Origin of the sequence: Nostoc sp. PCC 7524, assembly GCF_000316645.1 — a bacterium.
Lineage (GTDB): Bacteria > Cyanobacteriota > Cyanobacteriia > Cyanobacteriales > Nostocaceae > Trichormus.
Genome location: NC_019684.1, coordinates 6075760 through 6091463 on the forward strand (window position 1 = coordinate 6075760; position 15704 = coordinate 6091463).

At 41.5% G+C, this 15704-nt stretch carries 17 protein-coding genes and 1 pseudogene; 11 read left to right on the forward strand and 7 right to left on the reverse strand.

The window, feature by feature from the left end; translation table 11 throughout:
- Nucleotides 1-43: 43 nt before the first annotated feature.
- The 4 genes and pseudogenes from NOS7524_RS24915 (at nucleotide 44) to NOS7524_RS24930 (ending at nucleotide 3242) form a co-directional block, all read left to right on the forward strand.
- Nucleotides 44-766, forward strand: a complete 723-nt coding sequence (locus NOS7524_RS24915) for a hypothetical protein (RefSeq protein WP_015141251.1) — start codon at nucleotides 44-46, stop codon at nucleotides 764-766.
- Nucleotides 767-941: 175 nt separating this feature from the next.
- Nucleotides 942-1193: pseudogene (locus NOS7524_RS24920) on the forward strand (hypothetical protein); the annotation flags it as partial.
- A 409-nt stretch (nucleotides 1194-1602) separates the two neighbouring features.
- Nucleotides 1603-2559 (forward strand): GTPase Era, encoded by a 957-nt coding sequence (gene era / locus NOS7524_RS24925; RefSeq protein WP_015141252.1) that lies wholly within the window; start codon nucleotides 1603-1605, stop codon nucleotides 2557-2559.
- A 5-nt stretch (nucleotides 2560-2564) separates the two neighbouring features.
- A complete protein-coding gene (locus NOS7524_RS24930) occupies nucleotides 2565-3242 on the forward strand; it encodes a response regulator (RefSeq protein ID WP_015141253.1) in 678 nt (225 codons plus the stop codon).
- Here the strand turns inward: NOS7524_RS24930 and NOS7524_RS24935 are convergent, their stop codons facing one another.
- The gene (locus NOS7524_RS24935; RefSeq protein ID WP_015141254.1) at nucleotides 3243-3455 is read right to left on the reverse strand and encodes a hypothetical protein; all 213 of its coding nucleotides are present in this window, start codon (nucleotides 3453-3455) and stop codon (nucleotides 3243-3245) included.
- 102 nt (nucleotides 3456-3557) lie between these two features.
- Nucleotides 3558-4337, reverse strand: coding sequence for a class I SAM-dependent methyltransferase (locus NOS7524_RS24940; protein WP_015141255.1), 780 nt, complete (start codon nucleotides 4335-4337; stop codon nucleotides 3558-3560).
- Nucleotides 4338-4456: 119 nt separating this feature from the next.
- Between NOS7524_RS24940 and NOS7524_RS30275 the strand changes: the two genes are divergently transcribed.
- The 5 genes from NOS7524_RS30275 (at nucleotide 4457) to NOS7524_RS24960 (ending at nucleotide 8324) form a co-directional block, all read left to right on the forward strand.
- Nucleotides 4457-4603 carry a hypothetical protein gene (locus tag NOS7524_RS30275; protein ID WP_171815394.1) on the forward strand — a complete coding sequence of 49 codons (147 nt, stop codon included), beginning with the start codon at nucleotides 4457-4459 and terminating at the stop codon, nucleotides 4601-4603.
- A 414-nt stretch (nucleotides 4604-5017) separates the two neighbouring features.
- Nucleotides 5018-5302 (forward strand): HU family DNA-binding protein, encoded by a 285-nt coding sequence (locus tag NOS7524_RS24945; protein WP_010998076.1) that lies wholly within the window; start codon nucleotides 5018-5020, stop codon nucleotides 5300-5302.
- A gap of 26 nt (nucleotides 5303-5328) precedes the next feature.
- Complete coding sequence (cobD, locus tag NOS7524_RS24950) at nucleotides 5329-6456, forward strand: threonine-phosphate decarboxylase CobD (protein ID WP_015141256.1); 1128 nt, start codon at nucleotides 5329-5331, stop codon at nucleotides 6454-6456.
- An 83-nt stretch (nucleotides 6457-6539) separates the two neighbouring features.
- Nucleotides 6540-7994 (forward strand): dihydrolipoyl dehydrogenase family protein, encoded by a 1455-nt coding sequence (locus NOS7524_RS24955; protein ID WP_015141257.1) that lies wholly within the window; start codon nucleotides 6540-6542, stop codon nucleotides 7992-7994.
- Between the two features lie 105 nt (nucleotides 7995-8099).
- Entirely contained in the window at nucleotides 8100-8324 is a 225-nt protein-coding gene (locus tag NOS7524_RS24960; RefSeq protein ID WP_015141258.1) for a type II toxin-antitoxin system HicB family antitoxin, read from the forward strand.
- 150 nt (nucleotides 8325-8474) lie between these two features.
- Here the strand turns inward: NOS7524_RS24960 and NOS7524_RS24965 are convergent, their stop codons facing one another.
- From NOS7524_RS24965 to ntcA, 5 genes are all read right to left on the reverse strand, one after another.
- Nucleotides 8475-8834: a hypothetical protein gene (locus tag NOS7524_RS24965; RefSeq protein WP_015141259.1), complete on the reverse strand. Its 360-nt coding sequence runs from the start codon at nucleotides 8832-8834 to the stop codon at nucleotides 8475-8477.
- 57 nt (nucleotides 8835-8891) lie between these two features.
- On the reverse strand, nucleotides 8892-10670 hold the full coding sequence (locus tag NOS7524_RS24970) for a DUF3685 domain-containing protein (protein ID WP_015141260.1): 1779 nt from the start codon (nucleotides 10668-10670) through the stop codon (nucleotides 8892-8894).
- Nucleotides 10671-10880: 210 nt separating this feature from the next.
- On the reverse strand, nucleotides 10881-11327 hold the full coding sequence (locus NOS7524_RS24975) for a pre-16S rRNA-processing nuclease YqgF (protein WP_041555447.1): 447 nt from the start codon (nucleotides 11325-11327) through the stop codon (nucleotides 10881-10883).
- Nucleotides 11328-11464: 137 nt separating this feature from the next.
- Nucleotides 11465-12934 (reverse strand): DUF3084 domain-containing protein, encoded by a 1470-nt coding sequence (locus NOS7524_RS24980; RefSeq protein ID WP_015141262.1) that lies wholly within the window; start codon nucleotides 12932-12934, stop codon nucleotides 11465-11467.
- A gap of 167 nt (nucleotides 12935-13101) precedes the next feature.
- On the reverse strand, nucleotides 13102-13773 hold the full coding sequence (gene ntcA / locus NOS7524_RS24985) for a global nitrogen regulator NtcA (protein WP_015141263.1): 672 nt from the start codon (nucleotides 13771-13773) through the stop codon (nucleotides 13102-13104).
- A gap of 396 nt (nucleotides 13774-14169) precedes the next feature.
- On the opposite strand from ntcA, the gene fabI reads away from it, so the two are divergent.
- Both fabI and hisB read left to right on the forward strand, forming a co-directional pair.
- On the forward strand, nucleotides 14170-14946 hold the full coding sequence (gene fabI / locus NOS7524_RS24990; RefSeq protein ID WP_015141264.1) for an enoyl-ACP reductase FabI: 777 nt from the start codon (nucleotides 14170-14172) through the stop codon (nucleotides 14944-14946).
- A gap of 96 nt (nucleotides 14947-15042) precedes the next feature.
- Nucleotides 15043-15672 carry an imidazoleglycerol-phosphate dehydratase HisB gene (hisB, locus tag NOS7524_RS24995; RefSeq protein ID WP_015141265.1) on the forward strand — a complete coding sequence of 210 codons (630 nt, stop codon included), beginning with the start codon at nucleotides 15043-15045 and terminating at the stop codon, nucleotides 15670-15672.
- Nucleotides 15673-15704: the final 32 nt, after the last annotated feature.

Here is a 15704-nt window from a genome sequence, read left to right on the forward strand (position 1 = left end):
ATGACAACTCAATCAATGACAATATATTTAAATAACGTGAGGTATGAGCGAACATCGTTTGAGCGAAATTGTGATTGAGCGTCCTCGAAATGGGATGAGAATTAACAGCAAAAAGCTGACAGGTTTTAAAAAAGCATTACAGAAAATTACCGATGAAGCAAGTCAGGATGGATTGTTTAATTCCTACCTGATTAAACCTAGAAAAAAATCCAAATATCTTTCAGATCATCTTGGACCTCTGCGGCGATTTTTGCGTTCTAAAGTTGGACAGCCTTGGAATGATGTTTACAGCGAACTGTGTCAAAGATTAGATCACAACACAATGGCAGGACAGCACGTTCTTGATCATGTGTGGGACTATGTTGAAAGGTATGTAGAAATTATTGATGGTGTGGTTTACAGGAAGGCTTACCAAAAGTATCAACTTCCGTTAGATAAAAGTTACCGCGATCGCTTCTACATTCATCCTGAAAATGGCATTCTTTGTGCAGCCGAAAAAGTACCTCGCAAGCCAAAGCGCCAGGAGCAAGAAAAAAATATAGTCATCATTGATAATTATCATCAATACCGCAAAATCAACGATATTTGGTATTTAATTACTTTTGCTGATTTTCCTCCATTCACTGATCATGTACAGGATGTTTTGAAGGGTTTAATTCATCGTTCTGCTTTAGCATATGGCAACCGCAAAATTTATGCCGCTAGTAAACAGCAGTGTAGCAAAAAAGAAATTCGATTTATTTTAAATCAAATTTCTCAAAACTAAAATTTTCACTTCGTACCCTAACCGAAAAAGCTTACGAGTCGTGATGCTTGACACTCCCCCGTTTATAAAACGGGGGAGTGTCAATGGTGGATAAATCTGGATCAATGGATAATGCGATCGCTTTTCCCTCTCTCTGCATCTCTGCGTGAGCTGTTCATCATATTTTTCCACTGCACAAAGGCGACTGCAAAAAGCATTACAGATGGGCGGCGGAGAATTACAGCAATTCCATGATCGCGGTGATTATTGGACAGTAGATTGGACAACGACTGATGGTGTGCGCCACAGTAGCGCGATCGCTAAATCTGAATTGACTGTAATTAGTTCTGGTATTTGCTTGAGTGGGCGCGATCGCGATTTTGATCTAACAATTCGCAATTCGCTGCTTGTCGCAATTGAAAATGCGAATTGTGAATTAATTGATTAATTGCCTAACCTTGGAGTCAAAGCCCCCACCATACCGTAGGTTGGTGGTCTTCCCTACGGGACGCTACGCGAACAATTAGTGGTGGGTGCAAGCCCCCATAACCAGTCTTAATTGCGAATTGCGATCTTCGGAGCGGGACGTTAGTCCATTGGTAATTGCGAATTGGAAATGACGCGCTTACATCCCCACCCACAAGGGGATGGGGTTTTACGCGCGATCAATAAAGATGCTGCTTCGTCGCCGTCCGACTTATATCCCCACCTCACATTCGTATAGGTGGGGACTTACACCGATTCTGTTAAACTGAAACAAAGACAGTTCCCCGCACATCTCAGGGTGAATTTATGTTTTATTGCGTGTCTTAGTAAAAAACTTATCTCATCTATAAATTATAACGGTGGAACTAACAGTGACTAGCATTGATCATGACATTTTCTCTTTGGCAGGAGATGTAGCGATTCCCCAGGCTCCTCCTGAGTTTAAATCTGGTTTTATTGGGATTATCGGCCGTCCCAATGTCGGTAAATCTACGTTGATGAATCAATTAGTAGGTCAAAAGATTGCTATCACATCACCAGTAGCACAAACTACACGCAATCGTTTAAGAGGAATTGTCACGACTCCAGAGGCTCAATTCATCTTTGTGGATACACCAGGAATACACAAACCCCATCATCAATTAGGTGAGATCCTGGTGCAAAATGCCAAAATAGCAATTGATTCAGTGGATGTAGTGCTGTTTGTCGTGGATGGAACAGTAGCTTGTGGAGCAGGCGATCGCTTCATTGCCGACTTACTCACTGATAGCCACACACCAGTAATTTTAGGTGTGAATAAAGTTGACCAACAACCCACAGATTACCAAAGCATTGATGATAGTTATCAACAGTTAGCAGAGACTTATCAATGGCCGATAGTCAAATTCTCCGCCAAGACTGGTACAGGATTGCCCCAACTCCAAGCATTATTGGTTGAACATCTAGATCATGGTCCTTTCTACTATCCGCCCGACTTGATCACAGACCAGCCCGAACGGTTTATTATGGGTGAATTGATTCGGGAGCAAATTTTATTGCTCACCCGTGAAGAAGTTCCCCATTCTGTGGCGATCGCTATTGATAAAGTGGAAGAAACACCCAGTATTACCCGTGTACTAGCAACTATCCATGTTGAGCGCGATTCCCAAAAAGGAATTCTCATCGGTAAAGGTGGTTCAATGCTCAAAGCCGTTGGGAGCGCCGCACGGGAGCAAATTCAAAAGTTGATTTCTGGCAAAGTCTATCTAGAATTATTCGTCAAAGTGCAACCCAAATGGCGACACTCTCGCCTCAGATTAGCAGAGTTGGGCTATCGGGTGGAGGAATAAATAAAATGTCTTTGAATGCTGGCTATCCCTTAAATCTGCCAAATGGTGTTTCCCGGTTGCGGGTGTTGATTGTAGAAGACGATCCTATGATGCAATTAGGGTTGGAACAATCATTAATGGCTCACCCGCAGTTAGAAATTGTGGGACAAGCAGAAGATGGTTATTTGGGTGTGCAAGCAGCACTGAAACTGAAACCGGATTTGGTTGTCATGGATATTGGCTTACCAAGGCTAGATGGGATTGCAGCGACACAGCAAATCAAAACTGCATTACCAGAAACTCATGTGGTGATGCTGACATCGCATCAAACGGAAACAGAAATTATTGCGGCACTGTCTAGCGGTGCAGACGCATATTGTATCAAAGGCGCGAGTGTAGAGCGATTATTAAGTGCGATCGCCGCCGCAGTTGATGGCGCAACCTATCTTGATCCTCAAATTGCCCGGCGAGTTGTTGATCATCTTAAACCCCCCATGCCTACGGGAAATACTGCTAACCTGTCAGGACGTGAATTAGAAGTATTGAAACTTATGGTTGAAGGTTTAAGCAACCCAGAGATAGCAGAAAAACTCTATCTCAGTCCCAACACTGTCAAAACTCACGTCCGGGGGATTATGAATAAGTTAGCAGTTGACGATCGCGTACAAGCCGCAGTTGTAGCCCTGCGTTCCGGCTTAGTTTGATTAGAATACATTGGGACGAATTAGATAAATTCTTTCTCTAATGCGTCGCAATTCTTCTTCTACTTGCAAAGCCGTTTTACGTCTTTCCACCAGATTGGTTTCTAGCTCAACTTCAGATGATTTATGGTTAACTTCTACAGACGATCTTTTGTGAGATTCTGCCTGAATTGCAACCCTGTTTAGAGGTTTACTCAAGAGTTTCAAATTCAACATAGCTAATTCTTCCTGGAATTTAGCAACCTCAATTAGAATACGAGATACTTCAGGAAGTAAGCTTCACCCAACGGTTTCACCCAATCGGGTGAATGTTAATCTTTAAACTTTATTCGCAACTATACGAATTCGTCGGTAATCTGCCGTCCAAGTTCCCTGGTGATAAAGTTGCGGTTGTAGGCAAATTTCCACTTCACGAATTACTTTCAATCTTTGTTCAGAAGATAGCTCTACAAAGAAATTACTAGCAAACATTTGTATCCAGTTTGCTAAACCTGCTTCTTGTTCTCCTAAAGGAGTAGGACGATTAAATAAGCTGGCATAAATCACATCAAAGCCTTGTGCCTCCAAGATAGTAACGTATTCACCAATACTGGGAAAATACCAAGGATTCAGTTTTTCTGGCTGAGAAATACCATTAGTTACTAAAGCACTATACAAAGCGGTAATAATTGCTTTGAGATTACCCTTACCACCAAATTCCGCCACAAATCGCCCCCCTGCTTTGAGTGCTTGATATATGCAGCTTACTGCTGTTTCTGGTTGCTGAATCCAATGTAGAGTTGCATTAGAAAATACTGCATCTACAGGCTTTTCTACTAAAAAATTGCGGGCATCAGCCACATCAAAACGCAAATATGGATAGTTTTTTTTGGCTTTTTCAATCATCGTCACAGCACTATCAATTCCTATCACTTGCGCCCCAGTCTGGGCAATTTTTTCTGTTAGCTGTCCAGTTCCACAACCTAAATCTAAAATTATTTCTCCAGATTTGGGATTGAGTAATTGCAATAAGTCTTCGCCATATTGCCACACAAAATTATGTTGATTTTCATACAAGGCTGTATCCCAAAAATTTTTGGTCGTTACAAGATTATTCATAGTTCATTACATTTTTGATGATTGCTTAATCATTAGAGTAAAAAAGATTTTTGATCATGTCCAATATATTTTTCTGAGAAACAGCGACGCAGTTGCGTATTTCGTGCTTTAGACAGGGGATGAAAACCACGATACAGGGTTTACCCTGCCGTGATCAGCATATTCATGAGCCTACCCCAAAAGTTGCGATCGCCATGATTTGGCGCAAACACGAGACATCCCAGACTATACATAAGTTTTTAGAGATAGTTCGAGAGGTGAAATAGGGGCTGGGGATTGGGGACTGGCGATTAGGAAAGAAAATCTCTCACCTATCACCTGTCACCTATCACCTGTCACCTGTCACCTGTCACCTGCTCCCCTGCTTTCTTCTGAATTCTTAACAACCAGGGTTTTTACTAAGTATTTATTCCTACTTTTGGGGTGGTTTTGAGTGCAACAATGACCCAAAAAATAAAAAAAATGCTGAAATCCATATAAATTAACGGTTTCATCTATCCACTTCTGGCTGGAACACCTTAGAATGATTCATTGAAAAGTCGAGTAGATGGGATTTACAGGGATTTTGAGTAGAAATACTCCCCAAAGACGACTTTTGTATTGTTCAAAACAGAGGTTTCGGTAAAGATGCGACATGGTGCATCTAAAAGAAATCTCAAGTAAACCTTAAGGAGTTCCAAATGAACAAGGGTGAATTGGTTGATGCCGTAGCTGAAAAGGCTAGCGTGACTAAAAAACAAGCAGATGCGGTTTTAACTGCTGCTTTGGAAACGATCATTGAAGCAGTTTCTTCTGGCGATAAAGTAACGCTGGTAGGATTTGGCTCATTTGAATCACGGGAACGCAAAGCTCGTGAAGGTCGTAACCCCAAAACTAACGAAAAGATGGAAATTCCTGCTACAAGGGTTCCTGCTTTCTCTGCTGGTAAGCTCTTTAGAGAAAAAGTTGCGCCCCCAAAAGCATAGACTCTGTTGTTAGGAAACTTGATTTGATGCGGCAACCGGCTCATGGGGGAAATTTAGCTTGGGCAGCAGCATTAGCTGGCTGCCTTCCTGATGCTATTGTGGATTTTTCTGCTAGCATCAGCCCGTTGGGCCCACCTAAAAGTGCGATCGCTGCCATTCAATCGCAAATTGGTAATCTCAGGCACTATCCAGACCCAGATTACAGTGACCTGAGATTTGCTCTGGGAAACTTCCATCAACTGCCGCCTGAGTGGATTCTGCCGGGCAATGGTTCAGCAGAATTACTAACTTTGGCAGGCAGAGAATTAGCAGAATTAGCCGCAACTGTGTTAATCACTCCAGCTTTTGGCGACTACTACCGCACCCTGGCGGCGTATAACGCTAAAGTTCTGGAGTGTAAGCTTCTTAGTGCTGAGAACCGAGTTCCGTTAGCGGTAGCGGAGCTTGAGCAGCGTGCTGAGTTACAGTCCTTACTCAGCATTCAGGATTCAGCACTCCTGACTAACTCCGCCCTCTTACTCAACAATCCCCACAACCCAACAGGGCAACTATTCACACGAGAGGCAATTTTGCCTTATTTGCAGCAGTTTGCTTTGGTAGTGGTGGATGAAGCATTTATGGATTTTGTCCCTCCCGATGAGGAACAAAGCCTAATTGACTTGGTGCAGGAGTATGAAAATCTGGTGGTGTTGCGATCGCTCACAAAATTTTACAGTCTTCCTGGACTGAGACTGGGATATGCGATCGCGCATCCCGACCGCCTGCGGAAATGGCAGTTATGGCGTGATCCGTGGCCTGTCAATACCCTGGCAGCTGCTGCGGCTGTAGCTGCCCTCCAGGATATAGAGTTTCAACAGCAAACTTGGCACTGGCTACCCCCTGCACGCCAACAACTGTTTCAAGCTTTAGCCTCCATTCCCGGATTACAACCCCAACTGAGTGCAGCTAACTTTTTACTTGTGGAAACACAACAATCGAGTTTGCAGTTACAACAACAACTACTCCAAAATCACCAGATTTTAATTCGTGATTGTCTCAGTTTTAAAGAACTAGGCGATCGCTTTTTCCGATTAGCTGTACGCTCTGACTCTGATAATCAACGTTTAGTAACAGCGTTAAACTTAGTGCTGGGGAGTAGGGACAATGACTTGTAGAGACGTTGCTTGCAACGTCTCTACAGACTGTTTACTAATGACTAATGCCCAATACCCGATGCCGACTATTGCCTACTAAACTCATGACCATTGACTACGACATAGTAATCATCGGCGGTAGTACAGCTGGACGTTATGCCGCCTTAGCTGCCACCCAATTCAGAGCCAAAGTAGCTTTAGTTGAATCTAGAGTCGATTATGGGCTAATTTATCAACAAGCTATGGGCAAAATTGCCAACCTTGCCCAGAGTTGGGATGATTTACCTGGTTTTGGTATTAACCTCACACACCCTAATACTGCTGAAAAATGCCAAATCTCCGTGGACTGGCAAGAGGCAATGCTATATGCTAAAGGCGTTGTTTCCAACATCCACGAACAGAATTCTGCCGCCGTATTAGCTGCCCAAGGTGTTGATGTCATTTTTGGTAGTGGTCAATTTCAAGCTTCGCCCCATTTGGCATTTGCTGTTAATCAACGCTTACTGCGAGGACGCACTTATTTATTAGCTAGTGGTTCTCGTCCAGCAATTCCAGAAATTGAGGGATTGTCAGAAACTGGCTACTTGACTTTATCCAATATTTGGCAATCTTTTTCAGCATCAACACTGCTTCAAGATTGGGTGATTATTGGTGTTGTTCCCCAAAGTATTGAAGTTGCACAAACTCTGGTGAGACTAGGTTGCAAAGTCACTTTAATTATTCAATATCCTTATCTTCTACCCCATATTGACCCGGAAATTTCCCAGTTACTACAAGCACAGTTAGAAGCTGATGGTGTGCGTATCCTTACAGAAACAGTAGTAACTCAAGTGAGGCGAATTGATGATAAAAAATGGATTCAGGCAGGAGATAAAGCCATTGAAGTTGATGAAATTTTAGTGGCTACTGGACAACAACCAAATCTGGAATCTCTAAATTTAGCCGCAGCCAGAGTGAAATGGTATCCAAATCGTTTGCTAGTCAATGAAAAGCTGCAAACTACTAACTCGCGTATCTATGCTTGCGGTGATGTCATAGGCGGTTATGACTTCCCTAATCTTGCTCATTATGAAGCGAGAATTGCGATTAAAAATGCTCTGTTTCTGCCTAGATTAAAAGTTGATTATCAATACATACCTTGGGGAATATTTTCTTATCCAAATCTGGCACAAGTCGGTTTAACTCAAGTGCAAGCACAAAGAAAATTTGGCAGAAAAGATATTTTAGTGCTACGACATTATTACAAATCAGTAGCAGCAGCACAAATAGATAATCAAACTACAGGTATTTGTAAATTAATTGTGCGACGCAATGGTGAAATTTTAGGAGCGACTATTTTAGGTGCAACAGCCGGAGAATTAATTAATATTATTGCTTTAGCAATGTCGCAAAGAATTAATATTAAACATTTAGGAAATTTATCTGTTATTTATCCTAGTTTTTCCGATATTATCGAACAAACAGCACAGTTATGGAATCAGCAGAAATTAAATAGCAATTTAGCTTTACAAGATTGGCTAGAAGGTTTCTTTTACCTCCGCCGCAATTGGAATTTGTGAACAAGCACCAACCTATGACGTTGCATGGCAACGTCATCTGGAAAAGCAAGTTAATGAAGCACTGGCAGAATTAAAGAAAATAGAAGCAGGGGAGGAGACAGAAGAATGAAATACACAATAATTATTCAATGGTCGGAGCAAGATCAATGTTATGTGGTTTTATTACCTGAGTTTACCAATATAATGCAACCTTGCACTCACGGCGATAGTTATGAAGAAGCATTGAAAAATGCTCAGGAAGTTTTAGAAATGCTGATTGAAACAGCTTTAGAAAATGGTGAATCTCTGCCAGAACCAAAAACGCTAGGACATTCGTTTCAAGTGGCATAAATTAACACAGCGATAAAGGAATTAATATCTTGAATCTACCAGTTTGCCTCGGAATAAATTCCTAGCCTCATAGCGTAAGTCAGTTTTAACTGACTCAATTTTCGCCGCAATTGTAATTTTTAGGTTATCCGTAATCAATTTATTTTTTTATCAAAATGTCTTGAGAAAGGAAGGTAGTTCTAGCACATGATAGTAAACTAAAGCTCCAACTACTAAAGTATAGATTGTTGAACTACCTAGCCCAATTAACACATCTCGTTTGAGGTTACGTTTCTCCGTGTTGAGAAACATATCCATTGCTCCAAACTGCATCATTAAAATACCTAATACATTAGAAAGCCAATAACCAATTAACGTACCAGGCAAAAACCAATTTTGATTGATCAAACTGACTAGATAACCTAACAGCAAAGCAATTGGTAGATTAAAAAATAGATCATTCCACCAAGAAAGGGGAGAGAGCATATAGCCAATACCCATTAAGAATCCACCCCGCAGTTTTTTCCACATGGTCATTATCCTCTTGATTTTGGATGTTTTTTCAAAGTAGTTTGAAAAGTATTAAATTCACTTCGGTCGCTCACTTTTACGCTTAAAGTTTTTTTCCGAAAAAGATACACTGCCAATACCTTGGATAATACCACGACCAATTAAACCTAGTCCTCGACCAACTATTTGTGTCAACACGAAGACAATACCACTACCGAAAAAGGCTAATAGTGATTGTAATCTCGGAGCGATCGCATCTCTAAATTCTAGTAGCAATGTCACTATTAAAGGAATACCAGAAAGCTGTGCTAACTCCTCTCTCCGAGGAGCATAAATCGAAATTGTGGCAATCCCACGAGGTGCAAATACAAATAACTCATAACGGCTTTCAAAAATTTCTTTGGCTTCATTGACATATTTATCTAAACGGTATTTCCAAGATAAATCATTTCTAAATCTCTCAATTTCTCTAGTGGAAATCAATTTACGATCATAAAAATTTTGCTTAATTTGTTCTACATCTGCTAAATAATTAAGTAAGGGTTGTATCACTCCATTAGCTACTTGAATCAATAAATTCTCTAAAATTACCTCTGCTTGTGAATTAGCTTCCGAACTACCTGCTGGATAATAATTATTATCAACTTGCAAGTCTGTTTGGAACAAAAAATAAGCAAATAATTCCGTAATTACAGGAATTTTGTTGAGAATTGCTGTTTGGATAATTACTGGATTTTGTAATAACACATTCACAATTTCTATATGGCGATCGCCTAGGTGAATTTGTGAGAATTTACCAAAAAAATCGATGACTGTAGTTTGCCATAAATCTTTTAAAATCACATTCTTCAAATCTACTAATTGATTATTTGTGATTTGCGCCTCACGCAGTTCATCTAATTGTTGAGCTAATCTTTGTAAAATCAAGTAAAGTAATTCTCGTTTTCTATCTTCGCGCAAGATATCAATTTCTAAAGGAACATTTGACACATTCTTTAATGAAAATTGCAGTTTATTAATACAAGCCGCGAATAAAGTAGATTGCAGTGATCTGGGACTTAGTAGAGGGGGCGAAGTAAATATTGGTTGTGCATCTGAGGGGATAATACTACTACTAGGTGGGGATATAACAGGTAATGGCTGTTGAGATGTTGATGTTAATTCCTGTAGCTGCTCTTGTTGTCTTTCTTGGGGTGCAACCAATAACTGATTAAGTAACCAACGAGCCGCCAAAAGTTCTCGCCGATGTCCTGCTAAAACTGCCCGTTCTAATATTGGTAAACCTGGAATTTGTAATTGTGCTGTAACTTCTTTGAGAGCAGAATCAATGTAACTAATTCCTGATAGATGTAAATTTTGCCGCAACTTTGCCAAAGGCAGACGTGGTAAGACAGGGGGAGGGGGAGGAGTTAATTCTGTGCTAACTTTTTCTTCTAACCAATAGGAATTGCCATTAGCTACTTCTGCCATTACGGTAACTAATTCGGAAACGGGAGTACCTTTAGGACAGTAACCATTGACACCAAAAGCCCTAGCAGCCATTAATATTCCTGGTTCTTGTACAGAACTGAGTAACAAAATGGGCAGGGTAGGATATGAAGCTTTGAGTTGTTGACAAAGTTGCAAACCTTTGCGCTGACTATCTTGGGAGCGACTGTCACCTAATTCCAAAACTACCAAATTCACTTGATTTGGGTCTTGTTGAGCAAGTTCTGCTAGTATCAGCAAAGTTTCCGTATCTGTTGCAGCTTCTGATACCACTTGCAAGTAAGGAATTGCTTCTAAAGCTACCCGTAGCCCTAGCCGAAAAATGGAGTCTGGATCAACTAATAATAATTTTAAAGGGCGATCGCTCATAGTCCACTCAGATATGTCAGCACTAACTTTTCCCCATCTGGTCAAAAGTTAAATTCTTACTCATTGTCTCCTGTTTTCAGGAAAAGTTATGCGTTCTAAGTGGGGCAGGGGGGCAGAGGCGCAGGGGAGCAGGGGAGGCAGGAGAGCAGGGGAAGAAAAATCCTACGCCCAGTCCCCAATCCCCAATCCCCAATCCCCAGTCCCCAATCCCTAACTATTAACTGGCTCAGTCAGGCGATTTAAGTATCTTTCAATGAGTAAAATGGCCACAATGTCATCTATGGGGCGTGGAGGCTGGCGCATCCCTTGGGGAAGTAGTTTGGTTAGCCCTTTGGGGGGGTACATCTGCCAATAGCGATCGCGTGCTTCTAGGGTACTATAACGCTCATCTACTAACACAATATTTAATGGTTCGACCAATTCTTGATGTAATTGCTGTTTCCAGCGTTTGGCTGTTGTTTGGTTCCCCATCACCATCAAGGAAACGGGAAATTGTTGACGTAGAAAGTCAATAGTGGTGATAGCCTCTAGAGAAGGAACAACTTGGTGATAATACAATTGCCGATCTAATCCCATTACCGCTAACCCGCACTTATCTTTCCCAGGATCAAACCCTAAAATAACTGGTTGTGTTGGGGAAAAATTACTAAAAGTCATAATAAATTCAAAATTAAAAGTTAATAGTAGAGACGGGATTAATCGCGTCTGTACAAGAGTCATTAGTCATTTGTTTTGAAAATAATCAGCAATATTTTTTAGTAAACCTATCACCTATCACCTGTCACCTGCCATATTTATGTACTTAAAACAACTTTGCCGTTTTGAATTACTAACAGTTTTACTCTTAAAGGCCCGACTGTATAAGTATCTTCTGCTGCTACTGCTTTAATTTCTAATGGTTGCTCAAACTGACGTAAAACAGAAAGAAAGCGAATAAAAGTACCATCTATTTGTACACCTTCCACAATGCCTGCATTTCGAGCGCGGAATTGGGAAGCAGAAATTAATAAATCTAATCTTTGTCTTAACTGATATGATGTCATGCTTTTCGGATCGGCATTAGTTGTTGCTAAAACTTCACCTGCGGAGAATACTAAGACATTTCTGGCTGCATCCGCAAAAAATTCTATTTGCTTTTCTCCCCTCACATAGTTTCCAGCCGAGAAAATTCTGACTACATATTCTCTACCATCATTTATTTGCTGAACTAGCTGCTCAATCCTATCGGGAGTTAAGCGCAGCAATTCGGTATTGGCTGAATTGGTTCCAGGTTCAGCTAATTCGATGCTAGCATTGCGGTTGGCTTCTTGCAGCAGTTGTACGATCGCCTGACGCGCAGCAGTAGTTTGGTTGACTCGTACTAAAGCAGAAGCTATAACTTGACCACGTACTAAAGCCAGTTTACCTAAACGTAGGTCACGGTATGATTGGTAATATTTTTCTAGTCTGGCGACTTCTTGCTCTAAATAATCCTGTTGTTTTTCTAATTCTTTAAGACGTACTTCCCGCTTGGCAATTACCTGTTCTCGCGCCCTAATTTCCAAGTTGCGATTTTGAATGAGTTTGTCTAGTTCAGAAATTTTACGATCGCGCTGTTCGATGGCGGCTTGGCGGTTAGATAGTTCCCGATCGCGTTGTTCGATGGCGGCTTGACGGTTAGCTAATTCGCGATCGCGCTGTTCGATGGCTTTTTTGGCTTCAGCATACAGCCTTTCACGTTCTGCTCGCAATTGGGCAATGGCTGTCTGTAGCGATTTTATTTGATTGTAAACTTTGCCAAGTTCAGTGATGGCTTGTTGATATTGGTTTTGAGTACGCTGAAGTTTAGCTTGAGTTTGAGCTAAATCTTGCTGCACTTTGATTTTTTCTTTTTTAGCTTCTTCTCGCTGAGTTTCTACTTGTCTTTTCTCAGTGATGGTGGTTTGTAGCTGTTGGTTAGCTTTCTTTAGCTCACTTTCTACCTGGCTTTTTTGTTCTTCAGCCACTTTGAGCTGTTCTCGTTTTTGTCTGAGGTCTTTTTGAATATCCTCTAATTCAAAAACTCCCTTCCGGAGTCCTTCGTCTGCCAGAAACAGGATTGCCAGAGTTGTAGCCGCAGTTAACACCCCAGTGAGGATGGTTATGACTACAGCCGTATTTTTGGGGCGAAGCTTAAAGAGGGAGAGGCGGGCTTTGCCAACTTTTGTGCCGATGCGATCGCCGGCAGTCGCAATTACGCCTCCCAAAATTAAGATTGCTGCTATGAGGATGTACCCGGTGGTCATCTTCAGCTACCGAAATGTTTCCAGATACAGCCTACTACTTTCAGTCGTGGTGTGTGGAGGATGGGAGGTGGGCAATAGCTGAAATTACTCAAGATTTTAGATTAACTTCCAACTTTGGGTGTTATTTGCAATATAACACGCCCCACCTCTTCTGACTCCACTTAATTTTATGTGAACTGTCTGCTGAGAGTCACAGGTTTATGCACAGTAATCTTCTTTTTGTGGATCGAAATCATCTTTTTCTCACGCAGATCCCCTAGTAATCTAGTTACAGTTACACGAGTCGAACCAATTGCTTCTGCGATCGCTTGATGAGATAATTTCAAATCAATTGTGATCCCATCTGCACAAGGAATACCAAAATCACGACAGAGAATTAATAGAAAACTCACCAATCTGGAACCCATATCTCGGTGAGCTAAAGTTTCAATCATCATCTCTGTTTGCAAAATCCGCGAAGATAGACCCCGCAGCATCAACATTGATAATTCTGGATTTTCCTTGAGTGCTTGCTCAACTTGCTCAATTGGTGCCGACAGCAATTCTACAGGGGTAAATGCCACCGCATGGTAAAACCGATCAGACTTGTTTCCTGTCAACAGTGACAGCACTCCAAACACACTATTTTCACGCAGTAGTGCTACTGTAATTTCTTCTCCTGCCTCGTACACCCTGGAAAGCTTGACAGCGCCTTTCAAAAGAAAATAAACTCGCTCGGCAGGATCGCCAGGAAAAAAGATCGTTTTATTGCGTTCAAACGTTTCGACAACTGGCGGAAAAGCTCCAGTTGCCATCTGGCGAAAAACATTTGCTAGGGCCTTATCTTGTGTCACGATCATCTCCCTTCCCCTACCCAATGCCGGAAAAACAAAAAAGTAAAAACTAATTACCTAAGAATACACCTGAAAAATCAATAAAGCACCGTTAACCAGGCTGTACTTTCCTATACTCAAACCTATAACTTCAGAGTTATTTGTTCATAATGATACCTAATTTTTGCTATTTTTAGCTAGCAGTTCTTGATAGATACTTCTGCTTGCTGTAACCATCAGGTTTTTTAGAGAAAAAATTAAGTAATCTTGAAAAAATCTTAAGGAATAATATGTATTTTAAATCGAAAAAACATCATTCCTAATACTATTTTTTGGTAATCATGTATAAAACAAAGTCAAAGGTACCTCAGATTCTAGTATGCTCCTAATGAATCATCACATAAAATCACATCAAAAATTTCTATGCTGAATCTGAATGGAAAAAACGCTCTGGTGACAGGGATTGCCAATAATCGCTCCATCGCTTGGGGGATTGCCCAACAACTGCACGCAGCCGGAGCGAATCTTGGCATTACTTACCTACCAGATGAACGGGGCAGAATGGAGAAGAAAGTGGCCGAACTGGTAGAACCTCTCAACCCCAGCTTATTCGTACCCTGTAATGTCCAAAACGACGAACAGATTCAATCAACATTTGAGACAATCCGCGATAAGTGGGGCAGACTAGATATTCTGATTCACTGTCTTGCTTTTGCTAACAAAGATGATTTAAGCGGAGATTTTAGCCAAACATCTCGTTCTGGTTTCGCTACAGCTTTAGATGTCAGCGCCTATTCACTGGTGCAGTTAAGCGGCGCGGCTAAACCTTTAATGACAGAGGGCGGAAGTATCATTACCCTGTCATATTTGGGTGCTGTGAGGGCAATTCCTAATTACAACGTCATGGGAGTTGCGAAGGCAGGATTAGAAGCTAGTGTGCGTTATTTAGCAGCTGAACTCGGTTCCCAAAATATTCGCGTCAATGCCATTTCTGCTGGCCCTATCCGCACCTTGGCATCTAGTGCCGTTGGCGGCATTTTAGATATGATTCATCACGTCGAACAAGTTGCGCCCTTGCGTCGTACCGTCACCCAAATTGAAGTAGGCAACACTGCGGCTTTCTTGGCTAGTGATTTAGCTAGTGGCATCACTGGACAAGTCCTGTACGTGGATGCAGGATATGAAATCACGGGAATGTAATAAGATTTGGGGAGTAGGGAGTGGGGAGTAGGGAGTGGTGATTTTCTGATCTCTTCCCCCTACTCCCTATTCCCAATTCCCTACTCCCAGTTTGTTATGCAAATCAGCGATTATCCCCAAATTAATTTGTCCTCAGCTCCTCGTGTTGCCTCAGTGCATCGCACTACTGGTGAAACTGATGTGCAAGTTACCGTCAATTTAGATGGCAGTGGCATTTGTCAAGCAGCCACAGGAATTCCGTTTTTGGATCATATGTTGCATCAAATTGCTTCTCACGGGTTAATTGATTTAGATGTCAAAGCCACAGGAGACTGGGAGATTGATGATCACCACACAAATGAAGATGTGGGTATTACTCTAGGACAAGCTTTGCACAAAGCATTAGGTGATAGAAAAGGCATTGTCCGCTTTGGCAATTTTTTAGCACCTTTAGATGAAGCTTTGGTACAGGTGGCTTTAGACTTTTCTGGCCGTCCTCACCTCAGCTATGGTTTGGAAATTCCTACTCAGCGTGTAGGAACCTATGACACACAATTGGTGCGGGAATTTTTCGTGGCATTGGTAAACCATAGCCAAATGACACTACACATTCGTCAACTAGACGGTATTAATTCCCATCACATTATTGAGGCGACGTTTAAAGCATTTGCTAGGGCAGTACGCATGGCGGTAGAAGTAGATCCCCGTCGTGCTGGTACTATTCCCAGTTCTAAAGGAGTGCTTTAAGGGAACACCAAAAAATAAATTATCTATAATTG